This is a genomic window from Bacillus sp. FSL R7-0646 (assembly GCF_037969865.1).
GTDB classification, from domain to species: Bacteria; Bacillota; Bacilli; order Bacillales; family Bacillaceae; genus Bacillus; species Bacillus licheniformis.
Genome location: NZ_CP150217.1, coordinates 3145430 through 3162282 on the forward strand (window position 1 = coordinate 3145430; position 16853 = coordinate 3162282).

Here is a 16853-nt window from a genome sequence, read left to right on the forward strand (position 1 = left end):
TCGGTTCGCATTTTCACTCTTACAGAAACAAAATGAACAGAAGCAGCCCTAAAACGATTCGATAGATGGCAAACGGAACCAGCTTGATCTTGTTGATCAGCCGGAGGAAAAAACGGACGACAAAAAGAGCGACAATAAAAGCGCTGATAAACCCTGCGATAAAGAAAGGCAACAGGTCTGCACTCAAATATGCCCAGTTTTTGATTAAAGAGAGCAGGCTTGCACCCATCATGATCGGAATCGCCATGATGAAGGTGAAATCAGCGGCCGCTCTGTGGCTCAAGCCGAGAATAACCCCGCCTGAAATCGTCGAACCCGAGCGCGAGAAGCCCGGCCAAAGCGCCAGACATTGAAACAGCCCCATGCCAAGCGCCTGCTTATACGTCATCCTATCAACCGAATCTGTCGTATCCTTGCGCCGATTGATCCAGTCGGCTGCGAGCATCAGCACCGCACCGGCGATGAGACCGACCGCAACGGTGCGGACGGAAAACAAGTATTGATCAATATAGTCTTCAAATAAAAATCCAAGCACAGCGGCGGGAACAAGGCCTACAGCGATTTGGGCGATGGAAAGGCGGTTTCCCGATTTCTGCTCTTCCGTAATGTTTTTCTTCATGCCTAAAAGATTGAGAATCCGGTCTTTAAATACGATGGCGACGGCAAGGATGGAGCCGAGCTGAATCACGACTTTAAAGGTATTCGCCGCCTCCGGCGTAAGCAGTTCTTTCGATTTCAGCCAGACATCGTCAACAATAATCATATGCCCTGTTGACGATACAGGGGCATATTCGGTTAATCCTTCAACAATTCCAAGTATGATAGCGACAATAATATCCCAAATGTTCATATGTCATTCCTTTCGCTTCCTTAAAACTTGTCCTCTAATAAACTATTTATATTAAAAGCCGATTATGCAAGCGGGATTCAGACTTCTTCGTTTTTTTCGTAAAGGTGTGAACGCTGTTTAAACCATTCAAATAAATGCGTGACAACCACTTTGATGACCGCGTATCCGGGGATGGCGAGAATGACGCCGATCACGCCGAACAGCTTGGCTGCCGTCAGCAGCACAAAGATGATTGTTACCGGATGGATGTGCAGGTTTTTTCCCATAATCTGCGGCGAAATAAATTTTCCTTCAAACAGCTGCACCACAGTCCAAACGATGATCAGCTTCACAAGCATAAACGGAGAAGTGACCAAAGCGATGATGATTGCCGGCGTAATCGCAATCGTCGGTCCGAGATACGGAACGATGCTCGTACACGCCGCCACAAGGGCCAAAAGAGAAGCATAATCAAGACCGATGATCATATATCCGATAAACAACAGGCAGCCGATACAGAAGCTGACGATGATCTGCCCCCTGATATACGAACTCAGCCGGTGATTCATCTCGGACATCATCACATACGTCTGCTCCCGCAGGCGGACCGGTATGAGTTTTAGAATAAACAGCGGCAGTTTTTTGCCGTCTTTCAACAAGTAAAACAGGATAAACGGCACGGTCACAATCGAAATCACGACCTCTGTCACGGCGCCTATGAACGTTCCCACACCGGTAAACGTACTGTTTAAAATGGTGGTAGCCTGATCGGATAATTTGCTTGCCAAATCGGTCAGATTGATGTTCATCGTCTGCTGGACCTGATTAAAGAACTGGCTTCCGATCAGCTGTTTAATTTGGTCTTCCACAATGTGGACATACCTTGGGAAGTTATCGACAAGGCTTGTGATCTGTTCCCTTAACAGCGGGATAACAGAGACGATCGAAATCGTGATCAGACCGATGATCACAATGTAGAGAAGAAGAATCGAATAAATTCTTTTCACGTTTTTCCGCTCTAGAAAATCAACGATCGGATTTAACAAATAATAAACGACACCTGTCAGCACGACAGGCAGAGCGATGGTTTCCACAAGAACGATGAAAGGCGTGAAAATAAACGATGCTTTTGTAAATACAAGGATGTTCAGTCCGATCAAAAGCAGAATAAGCAGAAACAGGACGAATTTATTGTCTAAAAAAAACTTTTTAAACCTGCCGCCCCACATATGCAAAGAGTCCATGGCGATCCTCCATTAACGTTGGTTTTATAAATTAAATTGTACACTATTACTCCTCATACTAAAAATAAAACCATTGCTATTGGTCTTTCTTTCCGCTTGAAAACGTTTATTGTTATATAGATATACGCCGGCGTTTCCGTCTTTTTGTCTTTCGCCGGCAAAAGAAAACACTGTATAATAAACATATCCTACAGCGAAAGGGGAAAATAGCATGATGCGGTTCGGGGTAGTCGGAACAAATTGGATTACCGACCGGTTTCTTGGGGCGGCCCGTTTGATCGAAGATTTTCAATTAACCGCGGTATATTCAAGGACCGGAGAGCGCGGACGTGAATTCGCGCAGAAATACGGAGCCGAGGCGGTTTTTACCGATATCGGAGAAATGGCTGAGAGCGATGTTATTGATGCGGTATATATCGCAAGTCCCAACTCTTTACATAAAGATCAGGCAGTTACATTCATGAAAAGCGGAAAACACGTCCTGTGCGAAAAACCGCTTGCGTCCCATGTCAAAGAAGCGGAAGAAATGGTAAAAACAGCGCAGGAACACCGCGTAACATTTATGGAAGCGATGAAAACGACGTTTCTTCCGAATTTTAAAAACATCAGTCGCAACCTGCACAAAATCGGCAAAGTCCGCCGTTTTACAGCCAGCTACTGCCAATACTCTTCCCGCTATGACGCCTATCGAAACGGAACCGTCTTAAACGCATTTAATCCGGCTTTATCGAACGGTTCCTTGATGGATATCGGCGTCTATGGCGTTCATCCCGCGATCGTCCTGTTCGGCAAACCCCTCGAAGTCAAAGCGAACGGGCTGATCCTTGAGTCAGGGGCGGACGGTGAAGGAACAGTGCTGTTAAAATACAAGGAGCACGAAGCCGTACTGATGCACTCGAAAATCTCAAATTCCTTCATCCCGGCTGAAATTCAAGGAGAAGAAGGCTCTATCGTCATCGATAAAATCCACCGCCCCGAACAAGTCGACATCCGCTATCGGGACGGTCGGGTTGAACATCTTACGCTGCCTGATGACAAACCGGCCATGTTTTATGAAACAGAGGAATTCATCAATTTAATTAAACAAGGGCGGATCGAGTCTTCGCTTAACACGTTTGAACGTTCTATAGACACATTGGCGGTCATAGATGAAGCGCGCAAACAGATCGGTCTCGTTTTCCCCGCTGATCACATGTAGCAAATGAGCCGCCCCGGCTCGAATGAACGGGCGGCTCATCTGTTTTAGGACTGCGCCAAAAGATCGGCAAAGGCTTTGACATAGATCGGCAGGTCCGGCGGGCGGCGGCTTGACACGATATGGCCGTCGACGACCGCTGCTTCATTCACCCATATGGCTCCGGCATTTTCCATATCGTCTTTAATCCCCGGTGTGCTTGTAACCTTCCTGCCTTCCAATATTCCTGCAGAAATCAGCACCCAGCCGGCATGGCAGATTTGTCCGATGGGCTTCTTCCTTTCGTTGAACCACCGAATCATCTCCAGGACCTCGGGATATCTTCTGAGCTTGTCAGGCGCCCAGCCTCCCGGAACCAGAACGGCGTCGTATTCCTCAATGTTCACGCTTTTCAGCTCATAATCTGAGACAGCGGGCACTCCGTATTTGCCCTTGTATTCATGATCCGCTTTTTCACCAATGAAATGTACGATCGCTCCTTCTTCCTTCAACCTCAAAACTGGATACCACAGTTCTAAATCTTCGAATTCATCGCTGACAAGCGCGATCACTTTCTTGCCTTCCAGTCGCATGATTGATCCTTTCCTGTACAACCAGTGTACGATAGATGACAGTCTGTTTAAACCTATTTATACCCTTCCCCGTTCCTTTAAAAAGATGCTTTTCCCGGGCAAAAGGCTGCCGGATCGGCGGAAGCCTGATGTTTAGTCAATCTTAAATTTTTTCGTTAAATCGCGCAGTTCTTCAGCCATTTGTTCAAGCGTAGCCGCAGAAGAACTGATTTCCTCCATTGAAGCGAGCTGTTCTTCAGCCGAAGCGGCAATGTCTTGAATGCTTCCTGAGCTTTCACGCGATACGTCTGCAATTTCTTCAACCGCTCCCGCGACTTGCTGTGACCCTTCTGACAGCTCTTCAACTGCCGCATTCATCGTCTGCAGCTTGCCCGCGATTTCGTTTGTCATGTCATAAATCTGCTTAAAGCTTGTATCTGTTTCATCTGTGATGGTGAGTCCCGACTGTACTTCACGGTTGACGTCCCGGAACATGTCCAGCGACTTTCCGATTTCATTGACGATTTCCTGAATGAGCGCTTCAATTTCTTTTGCCGATGACGCGGATTGCTCAGCCAGTTTGCGCACTTCTTCGGCAACTACAGAAAACCCTCTTCCGGCTTCACCGGCTCTTGCTGCTTCAATTGCCGCGTTCAACGCGAGCAAATTCGTCTGGTCTGCGATGCCGTTGATCACCCGCAGGATCGCCGTAATGTCTTTTGATTTGCTCTCAAGTCCTTTCACGACGGATTCCGCCTGTTTAACGGAATGATCGATGGAATTCATCTGTCCGACCGTTTTTTGAACAAGCTCTCCGCCTGTACCGGCAATGTCCGTCGATTGAATGGATGATTCTGTAATCGATGCTGAGACTTTGGACATTTCATGCAATCGGCTGTTCATGTCAGTCAGCTGCTGCGCACTGATTTCCACTTTCTCATTTTGGCTTTCATTTCCGTTTGAAAATTGTTCGATCGCAGATGTAATATGTTCTGTCGCCTTGCTTGTCTGATCCGCGCTCGCGGTCAGCTGCTCTGACGAAGAAGCAACGTTTTCAACCGATGTCTGAATGACGCTGATTAAAGAGCTCAGCGATTCAGCCATATCGTTGAAGCTTGTTCCGAGCTGTCCGATTTCATCTTTTGAGCGGACAGTGATTTTTTGCGTCAGATCGCCGCCGCTGATGCTTTTCGCAGAGGAAACGAGTTCGCGGAGCGGCCCTGTGATCGATCTGATGATGAGAATCATGAGAAGCACGCCAATGATGATGCTGGCGCCCAACGTAATCAGAGCGGCATTCAGCACAGGCTGTGAGGCTTCTTTTAATTCAGTGATATACATGGTTCCGCCGATTTTCCAGCCGGTCAGCTTGTTGGTCGCGAAAGCCATCTGCTTTTCGCCGTCAAGCGTGTATTTGAATGTTCCTTTGTCATTCGCATATACCTTTTCCGCCCAGCTGCCTTCGACATCTGTGCCCGCATCATGTTTCGGGTGGGCGACAAACTTTTTATCAGCGCTCGTGATAAAGGCAAAGCCTTTTTTCCCGATGGTTACGCGTTCTGTCGCTTTAATGAGCTCTTCGATTTTCATATTGACGGCGACAACGCCGGAGCCGTCCTCATGCATCTTGGCGATGGTGATAACCACCGTTCCGGTTGACGCCGTTTTGTAGGGGTCTGTGATAACGACTTCGCCCTTGTGTTCAGCGGCTTTTTTATACCAGTCCCGCTCTACCGGATTATATCCGCTCGGCATCTTTTGATCCGGGTAGCGGGTGAACTTCCCGTCCTTTGAACCGGTAAAGATCCCTTCAACATCGGGATGGAGCTTGGCGAACTGTTCGAATTTCACTTTTAAAGCGTCGCTTTCTTTCCCTGTAAAAGAGTTTTCTTTAATGAACCCGCTGAAATAAGACATGGCGTTTGTTTTCTGGCTGATATTCTGATTGATGATTTCATTCAGCTGGTTAACGTTTTCGCGCGCATTGTCCATGATTTCTCCGTCAAGCGTACTGCTTGCCGTTTGATACGCACTATAGGAAAGGACGATGATTGGAACGGTTAAAATAAGCAAGAATGAAAGAATTAATTTCTTTGCAATGGAGGGACGCTTCACCCAATTGACAATCTTTGACATAGAATTGTTGACTCCTCTTTTCTGTTATATCCCTAATATCGGATTCTTTTAAAAGTTTTTATATGCATTTTATAACTTTTTATAGTCTAAAATAACTAAAAAAACATCCGGAGGAAAACCGGATGTTTTAAAGCTATTCAATCTTAAATTTCTGTGTCAAATCACGCAGTTCTTCAGCCAGCTCCGCCAATGTCGTGGAGGAGGCGCTGATCTCTTCCATGGAGGCAAGCTGCTCCTCGGCTGAAGCAGCGATGTCCTGAATGCTTGCCGAACTTTCTCTCGATACATCAGCGATTTCTTCGACCGCGCCCGCGACTTGGCGGGAACCTTGCGTCAATTGCTCGACAGCGGCATTCATGGTCTGCAGCTTTCCTGCGATATCATTGGTCATATCGTAAATCGTTTTGAAGCTTGTCTCTGTTTCATCGGTGATTCGAAGTCCTGACTGTACTTCATGATTGACCGATTTGAACATGTTCAAAGAGTTGTCGATCTCCTTGACGATTTCCTGAATTAAATGTTCAATTTCCTTCGCCGAGTCGGCGGATTGTGCGGCGAGCTTCCTGACTTCTTCAGCCACTACCGAGAAGCCGCGGCCCGATTCCCCGGCCCTTGCCGCTTCGATCGCGGCATTGAGCGCCAGCAGATTCGTTTGATCGGCGATTCCGTTAATCACGCGCAAAATGCTTGTGATATCTTTGGATTTGGCTTCAAGTCCTTTGACGACCGCTTCCGCTTGCTTGACAGACCGATCGATCGAGTTCATTTGGCCGACCGTCTTTTGAACAAGCTCTTCTCCTTTGCCGGCAATCTCAGTCGATTTCAGCGACGCATCGGTAATCGCAGCTGATGTTTTTGACATGTCATATAACCCGTTGTTCATTTCATTCAGCTGATGCGAGCTCGCTTCCACTTTTTCTTTCTGGCTTTCATTTCCGTCGGAAAATTGTTCAATGGCCATTGTAATATGCTCAGTCGCTTTGCTTGTCTGCGCCGCGCTGGCATGAAGCTCTTCAGATGAAGAAGCTACATTGTCAACTGATGATTGGATGACGCTGATTAAAGATCTCAGCGATTCGGCCATTTCATTAAAGCTTGTACCGAGCTGACCGAATTCGTCTTTTGAACGGACTTCGATTTTTTGCGTCAAATCGCCTCCGCTGATGCTCTTTGCGGATGACACGAGCTCGCTTAACGGCTTGCTGATTCCGCGGATAATAAAGTAGATGAGAATGCCGCCGAGCACGATCGCCGCTGCCAAAATGATTATCGCCATGTGGAAGACGGGCTGGGCGGCCTCTGATATCTCATCTGTGAACATCGTTCCGCCGATTTTCCAGCCGGTCAGCTTGTTCGTCGTAAAAGCCATTTTCTTTTCTTTTCCTTCAAATGTATATTGAAAATCGCCTTTCTCACTGCCGTACATTTGTCCAACCCAGTCGCCTTTGCCTTCGGTTCCGGCTTCGATTGTCGGATGGGCAACATATTTTTTGTCATTGCTTGAAATAAACGCAAAGCCGCTTTTTCCGATGTTGACGCGCTCTGTCGCTTTGATAAGCTCATCGATTTTCATGTTGACGGCAACAACTCCTGAGCCGTCCTCCGTCTGCTTCGCAATCGTAATGACCATCGTTCCGGTTGACGCTGTTTTATAAGGGTTTGTGATGATCACCTTTCCTTTATTTTCAACGGCTTGCTTATACCAGTCCCTGTCCGCCGGGTTATAGCCTTTCGCCATTTTCTCGGCGGGATATCGGATGAACTTGCCGTCTTTTGAACCTGTGTAGATCGCTTCCACATCCTGATTCAGCTTGGCGTACTGCTCGAGTCTTTCTACGAGTGATGCGTTCTCTTTTTCTTGATAAAGCTTTTCATTTACCAAGCCGCTGAAAAAGGAGACGGCCTCCTCTTTCTCTCCGATATTCTGGTCTATGATCTCATTCAGCTGTTCGACATTATCGCGTGCGCTTCTCATGATTTCCGTTTCAAGAGAGCTTCCCGCCGTTTGGTACGCACTATAGGATAAGGCCAAAATCGGCAAAGTTAAAACCAATATAAAGCTGAAAAACAGCCTTTTTGAGATAGACGGACGTTTAAGCCAGTCCAATATCTTTTTCATTTAGTATAACTCCTTTAGCTTCTAGATTATGAAACTAATATCGGAGCTTTCATTTACTTTTGCATATTAAAAAACTTTAAAAAGTATTTCTGAAAATTCTTGAAGATAGAACTGAAAAAAGAGGCTGACCAGCAGCCTCTTTTCATCAAATCTTAAACTTTTTCGTTAAATCGCGCAGCTCTTCAGCCATCTGTTCGAGCGTTGCAGCGGATGAGCTGATTTCTTCCATGGAAGCCAGCTGTTCTTCCGCTGAAGCGGCGATGTCCTGAATGCCGGCAGAGCTTTCACGCGATACGTCGGCGATCTCTTCGACCGCATCGGATATTTCGTGAGAACCTGTTGATAAATGCTCTACGGCGGCATTCATCGTTTGCAGCTTGCCTGCGATTTCGTTTGTCATGTCGTAAATGTGTTTAAAACTAGATTCCGTTTCTTCGGTAATTTCGAGTCCTGACTGTACTTCCTGGTTGACCGATTTGAACATGTTGAGCGAATGTTCGATTTCCTTAACGATATCCTGAATCAGCGCTTCGATTTCTTTTGCCGATCCCGCTGATTGAGCCGCAAGCTTTCTGACTTCTTCAGCGACAACCGAGAAGCCTCTGCCTGATTCGCCGGCCCGCGCTGCCTCGATGGCGGCGTTCAGAGCTAATAAATTCGTTTGATCGGCGATTCCGTTTATGACGCGCAGGATCGCGGTGATATCTTTCGATTTCGCTTCAAGCCCTTTGACAACCTGTTCAGCCTGTTTGACAGACCTGTTGATCGAGTTCATCTGCCCGACGGTTTGTTGGACGAGCTCTCCGCCTGTTTCGGCAATTTCCGTCGATTTACCCGAGGATTCTGTAATCGATTCTGACACGCCTGCAATTTCATTCAGCTTCTCATTCATTTGGCTGAGCCGCTGTGAGCTTTCTTCGACTTTTTCGCTTTGACTTTCAGCGCCGCTTGAGAACCGCTCGATGGCTAATGTAATGTGCTCGGTCGCTTTGCTTGTCTGGTCCGCGCTTGCCGTCAGCTGCTCTGAAGAAGATGCCACATTGTCGACCGATTCTTGAATCGTGCTGATCAGAGAGCGCAACGAGTCAGCCATTTCGTTGAAGCTTGTGCCCAGCTGGCCGAATTCGTCTTTGGAGCGGACATCGATTTTTTGTGTCAGATCTCCTTCGCTGATGCTTTTTGCAGAAGAGACGAGTTGATTTAAAGGCTTGCTGATCGCGCGGACGATAAAGTAAACAAGGATGCCGCCGAGAATAATGGCGCCTGCCAATGTCATGACTGCCATGTGAAGCACTGGCTGGGCAGCGTCTTTAATCTCCGCTGTATTCATCTTTCCGCCGATTTTCCAGCCGGTTAGTTTGTTTGTCGTGAAGACCGTTTTCTTTTCTTTGCCTTTTTCATTGAAGGTGAACAAGCCGCTCTCTTTGCTGAACATTTGCTCTGTCAGATCAGCTTCTGCATCTGTGCCGGCTTTTATTTTCGGATGGGCGACATACGTTTTCCCTTCACCGATGATGAATGCATAGCCGGTTTTTCCGATGCTGATGCTGTTTGCCGATTTGATCAGCTTGTCAATGTTCAAGTCAAGGGCGACGACCCCAGAACCGTCTTTATTCTGCTTGGCTATCGTGACGACCATATGGCCTGTTGATGCGGACTTATAAGGTTCAGTTACGATCGTTTTCCCTTTTTCCTGGACAGCCTGTTTATACCAGTCGCGTTCTACCGGGTCATACCCGTCGGGCAGTGGAGCATTCGGATATTGTGCGTAAACACTATCTTCCGATCCGGTGAAGACGAGTTCAACATCGGGATTCTGTTTTGCAAACTGCTCAAACCGTTGTTTAATGGCAGTCTGGCCTTTCTCTTTGTACGCTTTTTGATCAATCCATTCGCTGAAATACGCAATGGAAGTCTCCTTGCTGCCGATATCTTGCTGAATGATGTCGTTCAGTTCATCGATATTGTCTTTCGCACTTCTCAAAATCTCATCCTCAAGCGTGCTGCTGGCCGTAAAATATGAAGTAACCGAAAGAACCAAAATCGGAATTGTTAAAATGAATATAAAAGAGAAAATTAATTTTTTAGAAATAGAAGGACGTTTCATCCAATTTAAAAGCTTTTTCATGTGTGATTCCCCTTTCTCTACTTTTATCGGAGACGGGGTCTGTTTTTTAAATAAAAAAAGCGGAAAATTAGACCGTTTTCCTGCCCAAGCATCAGGCATACGCTAATAAAAAAGGAAAAGGGTGTATCCTATGATAAGTGTTTCGGGCTACCGGCTCCGTCCTGAGGATATCGAAAAACTGAATGTCAGTCAGACGCAGAGAGACATCGCCAACCGGATGCTGGCCATGCCGTCCGGATATAGATACGGTTCAATCTCAGAGCTGTTATTTGAGCTGAGATTCAGAGAGCATACCGTCAAATCGGCCAGAGAGCTGATCAACAGCGGAGCGAAGTTTGCCACCTTTTCAAAGACATACGGGAATGAAGAGTTTTGGAGGGTGACGCCTGAGGGGGCTTTGGAGTTGAAGTACAGGGCACCGGCTTCAAAGGCGATTCGAAATATTTTTGAAAGCGGCCCTTCTTATGCTTTTGAGTGCGCGACTGCGATTGTCATCATTTTTTATATGGCGCTTCTCAAAACGATCGGCGACCAGACATTTGACCGGAATTATCAAAGGATCATTTTATACGATTGGCACTATGAGCGGCTGCCGATCTATACGGATAAAGGAAACGACTACCTTCCGGGAGACTGCCTGTATTTCAAGAACCCTGAATTCGATCCCTCAAGACCGCAGTGGCGCGGAGAAAATGCTATTTTACTTGAAAATAATCTCTATGCGGCACACGGCCTGGGGATCTTAAGCGGCGAAACAATCATTGAAAAACTGAACGGGCTGAGAAAGCCTCATGCACAGACGTCCGCCTATCTGCTTTCCCAAGTGACGCGGGTTGATATTCCGGCATTAATTCAAATGATCAGATAGCACATCGGCCGGCACAAGCTGATCCATCAGCTCCTTCACCGTCGTTTGCTCGACGGTGGCCCGCACGCTCTGTCCGGCCCACAATGACATGTTATCCGTATTCCCGTCAAGCTTCGCCTGTTTTCTCATCGGTTGCGTCAGCGTGTTTTGCAGAGGATAAGGCAGCGCTTCAGCTTCTTCCTGGCGTCTGTCTTCCATCCACTGATTGACGATGCCTCTTGCCGGCTTCCCCGAGAACAAACGGGTCAGGCTTGTGTCGGTTTCAACCGCTTCGAACAATTTTTGTTTGTAGGCAGGGTGTGTTCCGCTTTCTTCGCACGTCAAAAAAGCGGTACCGATTTGAACGCCCTGTGCGCCGAGGGCAAAAGCTGCAGCAACACCTCTTTTGTCAAAAATGCCGCCCGCTGCGATAACCGGAACCGACACATGATCTGCCGCTTGGGGAATTAAGGACATCGAGCCGACAGCAGGCTCTCCCTTCGTTTTCAAGAAGGCTCCCCTGTGGCCGCCCGCTTCACTACCTTGAACAACGATGACATCCATCCCCAGTTCTTCAAGCAGCACGGCTTCTTCAACTGAAACCGCGGTGCCTATTAAACAGCAGTTTCGGTCTTTCAGTTCCTTGACGGCATCGGCCGGCGGAGGGCCAAACGTAAATGAAACGGCGCTGATTCCTTCCTTTAGAATGATTTCTATTTTCTCGTAAAAATCGCCCCAATCTTGTCTCTCATCTGTCACGGGTGAAGCCGAATGCGCCAAAGGTATCTTCTCCTGCCACCCTTCATATTCTTCCCGGCTGACGGTTTCCCGTTTTTCCGGAATGAAGAGGTTGACTTGAAACCCGGCTGATGTCAGCTTTTTTGTTTCCAGAATCTGTTGTCGAAGAACTTCCGGCGTCAAATAGCCGGAGGCAAGGCCGCCTAAGCCGCCGCAGTCAGATACGGCTGCGGCGAGCCTTGGCGTTGTCGGTCCGCCCGCCATCGGCGCCTGGATCACAGGCTTTGACAAAGAGAGGCGTTCCATGAACTGATTCACTTTTATTTCCTCCTTTTAATCGGATAAAATTTTAAAATAGCACGTCCGGTGCCTCGGGCCGTCGAACTCGCAGAAATATATGCCTTGCCAAGTCCCGAGGACAAGCCTGCCCCCTTCAATCAATATATGCTGCGATGCGCCCACCGTGCTCGCTTTCAAATGCGCCGCTGTATTCCCTTCCATATGGCGGTCAAGCTCATCTTCCCACGGATACACTTCATCGAACCTTCTCAGCATATCGCGTTTGACATCGGGGTCGGCATTTTCATTGATCGTTATACCCGCCGTCGTATGCGGACAGTAGACGATAACAGCGCCGCTGGAAACATCGTTTTCTGAGATGAATCTTTGGACGTCATTTGTGATATCAAGCATTTCATCGCGCCGGTTTGTTTGAATCTGTATTTTTTTCAACATACGAATCCGCTCCTTTCTTGGCACCCTTTCTCAATTCGTTACAAATCGCCGATTTCCTGTCTGATCAAATAAACGCGCGCCTCATAGGGTCTCATCATGAAAGATGTGAGGTGCTTGTGCGCGTTGATATCCAAGTTTGACAGCAGCAGTCCGTTCGAACATAACGGATATGCGGGATGATGGTAAAACGCCTGGCGTGCGCTGAGGTTCACGATCACGATGGCGGTTTCTTCTTCAAGCTTTCGCAAGTATGCAAAAATCTGCCGATCCTCAGCCAGAAGCAGTTTATATGATCCGTCGATGAAGACGTCATACCGTTTTCTGATTGCGACTAACCGTTTATAAAAATGATAGACCGACCGGGGGTCATGCTGCTGATGAACGACATTGATCAGCTTGTAATTTTCGTTCATGCGCAGCCACGGTTCCCCTTTGGTAAAGCCGGCATTTGGCCGATCAGTCCATTGCATAGGCGTGCGCGCGTGATCCCTGCTCTTTTTCCATACCGCCTTCATGATGTCTTCGTGTGAGCGGCCCTTTTCTTTTTGAATCCGGTAATAATTTTTAATCGAGACGTCATCATAATCGTCTATATCTAAGAAAATCGCGTTTGTCATTCCGATTTCCTGCCCTTGATAAATAAACGGGGTGCCTTTCATCAAAAAATACATTGCAGCTAAGGCCTTCGCGCTGACTGTTCTGTATTTCCCGTCATCTCCCCAAACTGAAACGGCCCGGGGCTGATCATGATTTTCGATAAAAAGCGCGTTCCAGCCTTTTCCTTCAAGAGCAGATTGCCAGTTTGACAAAATCCGCTTGAGTTCGGGGATATCGGGTTCTCCGCCTTCAATATCCCAAAGCCCGAGGTGTTCAAATTGAAAAATCATGCTGAATATACCGTTTGGTTCTCCAACCCAGTCCTCCGCTTCTTCAGCGCTGACACCGTTTGCTTCGCCGACTGTCATGATATGTGGATACCCGGCGAACGTATTCTCTTTTACATCCTGCAATAACGCCATAATCCCTTCGACATTCATATGATAAGCAAATGAAGGCACGAAAGGGCGCCCTTCCGGATTCGGCAGATCCGGCAGCCCTTCTTTTTTCTTAATGTGCGAAATCGCGTCAACCCTGAATCCGTCGATTCCTTTTTGAAGCCACCAGTTGATCATGTCATAAAGAGCGCTTCGCATATCACTGTTTTCCCAATTCAGATCAGGCTGCTTTTCGTGAAAAAGGTGCAGATAATATTGCTCTGTTTTTTCGTCATAAGTCCAGGCTGAGCCGCCGAATATGCTTTCCCAGTTGTTCGGTTCGCTTCCGTCCTTTCCGTCATGCCAAATATACCAGTCCCGTTTCCCGGAATTCCGCTCTGCTCTTGATTCGATAAACCAAGGATGTTCATCGCTCGTATGATTGATGACAAGATCGATGATCAGTTTCATTCCGAGCTGATGCGCTTCAGTTAATAGGTCGTCAAAGTCGTCCATCGTGCCAAATTCCGGCATGATGCTTTGATAATCCCTGATGTCGTAGCCGTTATCTGCATTGGGAGAATCAAAGACCGGACAAATCCAAATGGCATCTGCCCCGAGCTCCCTGATATACGGAAGCTTCTCTCTGATCCCGTTGATATCTCCGACGCCATCCCCGTTCGAATCCATAAAACTGCGCGGATACACTTGATAAACGACTGCCTCTTTCCACCATGCCCTTGCCATTCAAACACCCCTTGTTGTGAAGACATTATGATATATGAATAAAATATTTTTAGACTCCGAACATAAACATCCTATAAACTTTGATATACCAACGATTATACGTTTCTCAATACTAAATATGCTTTGCGGACTATAAATCCTTTGAAGACAGCAAGGGTGACGGCAAGAGTAGGTGAAAGAAGCTTTAATCCTTTTGAAACGGAGCATCTGTTAATACAGAATATGTAAAGCATAAATTACAGTTGCTTTTTTACCTATCGGTAAGTAAAATAAATATACAGATTATGCTAAGGATGATTTCAATGAAAAAGAAAATGAACACCCAAGATGCGATTGTTGAAGCAGCATTTACTCTTATTGCCCAACACGGCCTAAAAGGCACGAGCCTTTCAATGATTGCATCGGAAGTCGGCATTTCTAAACCGGCTATTTACTATTATTTCCCTTCTAAAGAAGAGCTGGTGGATTATCTATTTCACATTGTATTTGATGATCACAATTTCTCTGAATTTTTTTCAATCAATGAGTACACGAAGGAGAACTTTAAAAAACGATTAATAACAGACGGCGTACGCTATTTTGAAGAGTATAAACATAACTCTCCTGCTTTAAAAGTGGTACACGAGTTTGTTTTAAGTGCAGCACAAAAACCAAGATATGAGAAAAAGCTTAAATCTATCATGGAACAATTCTTAGAAGGTTTTGAAGCATTGCTTTCCTACGGTGTCGAACTCGGTGTCATCTCTTCTAAAAACACCAAAGTGAATGCACACTCCCTTGCCCTGATCATTGATAATTTGGGTAACTTTATGATTTTAGGAATTGAGATGGATTATAAAAAAGTATGGGAAACAGCAGTCAGTAATGTAATGAAAGGCAGTGAAAGATTTTGAATCAGGAAACGATTATTGGATTGTCTAAAATAGAGAAAACCTTATATTGGATCATTCCACCGGTTTTAGGAGCTGTTCTTGGATGGTTTTTGCCTGTTATAGCCGATTGGGTATTGACCATTCCAATCGTTCCTTTTAAAGGGCCTTTGGAATTTATCACATCACTAAACAGTTTCTGGGTTTCAATTATCGCTGCATTTATCGGAATCGTTGCCGGCCTATTTTTTTCACAATATATTTTCACTGAAATTCTTCAAGTGTTCATTTCTGATCAAAACGTGAAGCTGTTGTTTAAAGAGAAAGAAGAAGTGATTGAGAAAAAAGACATTTCTGCAATTTATCTTGAGAAGAAGGATCTTGTTGTTCTTGGTCATAAGGGCACTGAATTGTACCGTGAACAACTTGAATCAAAGAGAGCGCTAGCAGAAAGTGCTTTTAAACATCACGGCTATAAATGGGCAGACGAAGATCCCTTTAAGAATGAGTATCAACGCTGGGTTGCGGATCACCCCGATTTTCCCTCGCATATCAATACGCTACTTTTAGCCAGAGAACGAGCTTTACTGGATAATAAACATGAAGAGGCAAAAATTCTGCGCAAAGACCTGGCAAAGCTTGGAGTGGTTATTCAGGATGAAGATAAACGGCAATACGTAAGGATGGTATCGTAATATTTCAGTTGCGAACGCCTAAAAAAGAACATTTGGAATAAATTAAACACCGCTCTTTTTGCGAAAGAGCGGTGTAAATCCATCAGCGGACCGTTACGTCCCAATTGGAAATATTAATTTGTCCTGTGCCTCCGAAAACTTCAGTACCGAATTCCACACTGCTGACATACTTTGTTTTGGAAAGCCACTGTTTGGAGTCGGCAAGATAATTCGTGAAATCCCGAATATTCAGGTTCGCACTTTGGGTGTTTGCTGTTCTGATAAATGAAAACACGTTCCACCCTTTGCCGCCTCCAGCATCAATATAGCCTTTATATACTTTCCAACTGTGCCCGCCAATCGATACAGTTTCGACATAGGAACCGGCAGGTCCGGCGTTTGTGTTATTGAGCCAGATCATAATCTCATCGGTTGGAGCCGAATCCCAGCTCGCCTTGTTTGTATTGTGGAGCCAAATGTCATATGCGGCATTGTATGTGCCGTTTGCGCTGATCGAATAGCTGACTTTCGTGTTGATGTTTTTTTGATCTGACAATCGCGTCGGGAAGCCGCTTCCGGCAGTATAGCCTTCAGTCCAATGCCAGCCGCTGACGATCGACGGATAAGCTTTTACCGTGCTTGTATTGCTCGGCCAATTCCACACCCAGCCCATATCTGAATCACTATTATGATAAATGGTCTGCCACCAGCCGCTGACCTGGTCGGCTCCCCATACATTGTTGAATATGTAGTATTTTTTGTTTTTAAAATACAATTTATCCGACGGGTTTGATGACGAAGCGGCAAATGCTGAGAGCGGCCCTTTCAGCACTATGATGCATACGGCACCCCATAGCAGAATGGATTTTAGCAAATGGTTGTTTTTCACGTATTAAAAACCTCCTCATATTTATACATCATATTATAAAAAAGAACGACAAGGTGCACATTCGTAAAAAGTCATGATTTTCCATAGATATATCCTCTTATCTTTGAATAAATATCCATTTTATTGAAATAAGGAACGGCCATCGAACTAAAAAACAGCCGCGGCCAACCGCAGCTGT

14 protein-coding genes are annotated in these 16853 nt (G+C 46.2%); 4 read left to right on the top strand and 10 right to left on the bottom strand.

Features of this window, described 5'->3' with window-relative positions; all coding sequences use genetic code 11:
• Positions 1-19: 19 nt before the first annotated feature.
• Together MKY62_RS16400 and MKY62_RS16405 are read right to left on the bottom strand one after the other, a co-directional pair.
• Positions 20-850, bottom strand: coding sequence for an undecaprenyl-diphosphate phosphatase (locus tag MKY62_RS16400; protein WP_003184736.1), 831 nt, complete (start codon positions 848-850; stop codon positions 20-22).
• A gap of 77 nt (positions 851-927) precedes the next feature.
• On the bottom strand, positions 928-2073 hold the full coding sequence (locus MKY62_RS16405) for an AI-2E family transporter (RefSeq protein WP_003184738.1): 1146 nt from the start codon (positions 2071-2073) through the stop codon (positions 928-930).
• A gap of 211 nt (positions 2074-2284) precedes the next feature.
• Between MKY62_RS16405 and MKY62_RS16410 the strand changes: the two genes are divergently transcribed.
• Entirely contained in the window at positions 2285-3271 is a 987-nt protein-coding gene (locus tag MKY62_RS16410) for a Gfo/Idh/MocA family oxidoreductase (protein ID WP_003184743.1), read from the top strand.
• A gap of 44 nt (positions 3272-3315) precedes the next feature.
• Here the strand turns inward: MKY62_RS16410 and MKY62_RS16415 are convergent, their stop codons facing one another.
• The 4 genes from MKY62_RS16415 to MKY62_RS16430 all read right to left on the bottom strand — a co-directional run bounded on the left by MKY62_RS16415 (position 3316) and on the right by MKY62_RS16430 (position 10202).
• Positions 3316-3840: a type 1 glutamine amidotransferase domain-containing protein gene (locus MKY62_RS16415; protein WP_003184745.1), complete on the bottom strand. Its 525-nt coding sequence runs from the start codon at positions 3838-3840 to the stop codon at positions 3316-3318.
• A gap of 132 nt (positions 3841-3972) precedes the next feature.
• A complete protein-coding gene (locus MKY62_RS16420) occupies positions 3973-5955 on the bottom strand; it encodes a methyl-accepting chemotaxis protein (protein ID WP_003184747.1) in 1983 nt (660 codons plus the stop codon).
• Positions 5956-6088: 133 nt separating this feature from the next.
• Complete coding sequence (locus MKY62_RS16425) at positions 6089-8074, bottom strand: methyl-accepting chemotaxis protein (RefSeq protein ID WP_003184749.1); 1986 nt, start codon at positions 8072-8074, stop codon at positions 6089-6091.
• A 145-nt stretch (positions 8075-8219) separates the two neighbouring features.
• A complete protein-coding gene (locus MKY62_RS16430; RefSeq protein WP_003184750.1) occupies positions 8220-10202 on the bottom strand; it encodes a methyl-accepting chemotaxis protein in 1983 nt (660 codons plus the stop codon).
• Between the two features lie 130 nt (positions 10203-10332).
• On the opposite strand from MKY62_RS16430, the gene MKY62_RS16435 reads away from it, so the two are divergent.
• Positions 10333-11070 carry a protein-glutamine gamma-glutamyltransferase gene (locus MKY62_RS16435; protein ID WP_009329469.1) on the top strand — a complete coding sequence of 246 codons (738 nt, stop codon included), beginning with the start codon at positions 10333-10335 and terminating at the stop codon, positions 11068-11070.
• Here MKY62_RS16435 and MKY62_RS16440 read toward each other — a convergent pair.
• The 3 genes from MKY62_RS16440 to MKY62_RS16450 are packed head-to-tail and all read right to left on the bottom strand — an operon-like array spanning position 11050 to position 14243.
• Positions 11050-12105, bottom strand: coding sequence for a nitronate monooxygenase (locus MKY62_RS16440; protein WP_003184753.1), 1056 nt, complete (start codon positions 12103-12105; stop codon positions 11050-11052). The genes MKY62_RS16435 and MKY62_RS16440 overlap by 21 nt on opposite strands.
• 15 nt (positions 12106-12120) lie before the next feature.
• Entirely contained in the window at positions 12121-12522 is a 402-nt protein-coding gene (locus MKY62_RS16445) for a secondary thiamine-phosphate synthase enzyme YjbQ (RefSeq protein ID WP_003184756.1), read from the bottom strand.
• 38 nt (positions 12523-12560) lie between these two features.
• The gene (locus MKY62_RS16450) at positions 12561-14243 is read right to left on the bottom strand and encodes an alpha-glucosidase (RefSeq protein WP_173667851.1); all 1683 of its coding nucleotides are present in this window, start codon (positions 14241-14243) and stop codon (positions 12561-12563) included.
• Between the two features lie 302 nt (positions 14244-14545).
• On the opposite strand from MKY62_RS16450, the gene MKY62_RS16455 reads away from it, so the two are divergent.
• On the top strand, positions 14546-15136 hold the full coding sequence (locus MKY62_RS16455) for a TetR/AcrR family transcriptional regulator (protein WP_339613791.1): 591 nt from the start codon (positions 14546-14548) through the stop codon (positions 15134-15136).
• Positions 15133-15807 carry a hypothetical protein gene (locus MKY62_RS16460; RefSeq protein ID WP_003184761.1) on the top strand — a complete coding sequence of 225 codons (675 nt, stop codon included), beginning with the start codon at positions 15133-15135 and terminating at the stop codon, positions 15805-15807. Before MKY62_RS16455 ends, MKY62_RS16460 begins: the two co-directional genes overlap by 4 nt.
• Positions 15808-15889: 82 nt before the next feature.
• Here the strand turns inward: MKY62_RS16460 and MKY62_RS16465 are convergent, their stop codons facing one another.
• Positions 15890-16675, bottom strand: coding sequence for a glycoside hydrolase (locus tag MKY62_RS16465; protein WP_003184763.1), 786 nt, complete (start codon positions 16673-16675; stop codon positions 15890-15892).
• Positions 16676-16853 lie beyond the last annotated feature (178 nt).

What these genes read in the sequence shown, in the direction of transcription:
- MKY62_RS16455 (WP_339613791.1), top strand. Translation starts at nt 14,546, where the DNA reads ATGAAAAAGAAAATGAACACCCAAGATGCGATTGTTGAAGCAGCATTT.
- MKY62_RS16425 (WP_003184749.1), bottom strand. Translation starts at nt 8,074, where the DNA reads ATGAAAAAGATATTGGACTGGCTTAAACGTCCGTCTATCTCAAAAAGG.
- MKY62_RS16415 (WP_003184745.1), bottom strand. Translation starts at nt 3,840, where the DNA reads ATGCGACTGGAAGGCAAGAAAGTGATCGCGCTTGTCAGCGATGAATTC.
- MKY62_RS16435 (WP_009329469.1), top strand. Translation starts at nt 10,333, where the DNA reads ATGATAAGTGTTTCGGGCTACCGGCTCCGTCCTGAGGATATCGAAAAA.
- MKY62_RS16450 (WP_173667851.1), bottom strand. Translation starts at nt 14,243, where the DNA reads ATGGCAAGGGCATGGTGGAAAGAGGCAGTCGTTTATCAAGTGTATCCG.
- MKY62_RS16410 (WP_003184743.1), top strand. Translation starts at nt 2,285, where the DNA reads ATGATGCGGTTCGGGGTAGTCGGAACAAATTGGATTACCGACCGGTTT.
- MKY62_RS16445 (WP_003184756.1), bottom strand. Translation starts at nt 12,522, where the DNA reads ATGTTGAAAAAAATACAGATTCAAACAAACCGGCGCGATGAAATGCTT.
- MKY62_RS16420 (WP_003184747.1), bottom strand. Translation starts at nt 5,955, where the DNA reads ATGTCAAAGATTGTCAATTGGGTGAAGCGTCCCTCCATTGCAAAGAAA.
- MKY62_RS16405 (WP_003184738.1), bottom strand. Translation starts at nt 2,073, where the DNA reads ATGGACTCTTTGCATATGTGGGGCGGCAGGTTTAAAAAGTTTTTTTTA.
- MKY62_RS16400 (WP_003184736.1), bottom strand. Translation starts at nt 850, where the DNA reads ATGAACATTTGGGATATTATTGTCGCTATCATACTTGGAATTGTTGAA.
- MKY62_RS16430 (WP_003184750.1), bottom strand. Translation starts at nt 10,202, where the DNA reads ATGAAAAAGCTTTTAAATTGGATGAAACGTCCTTCTATTTCTAAAAAA.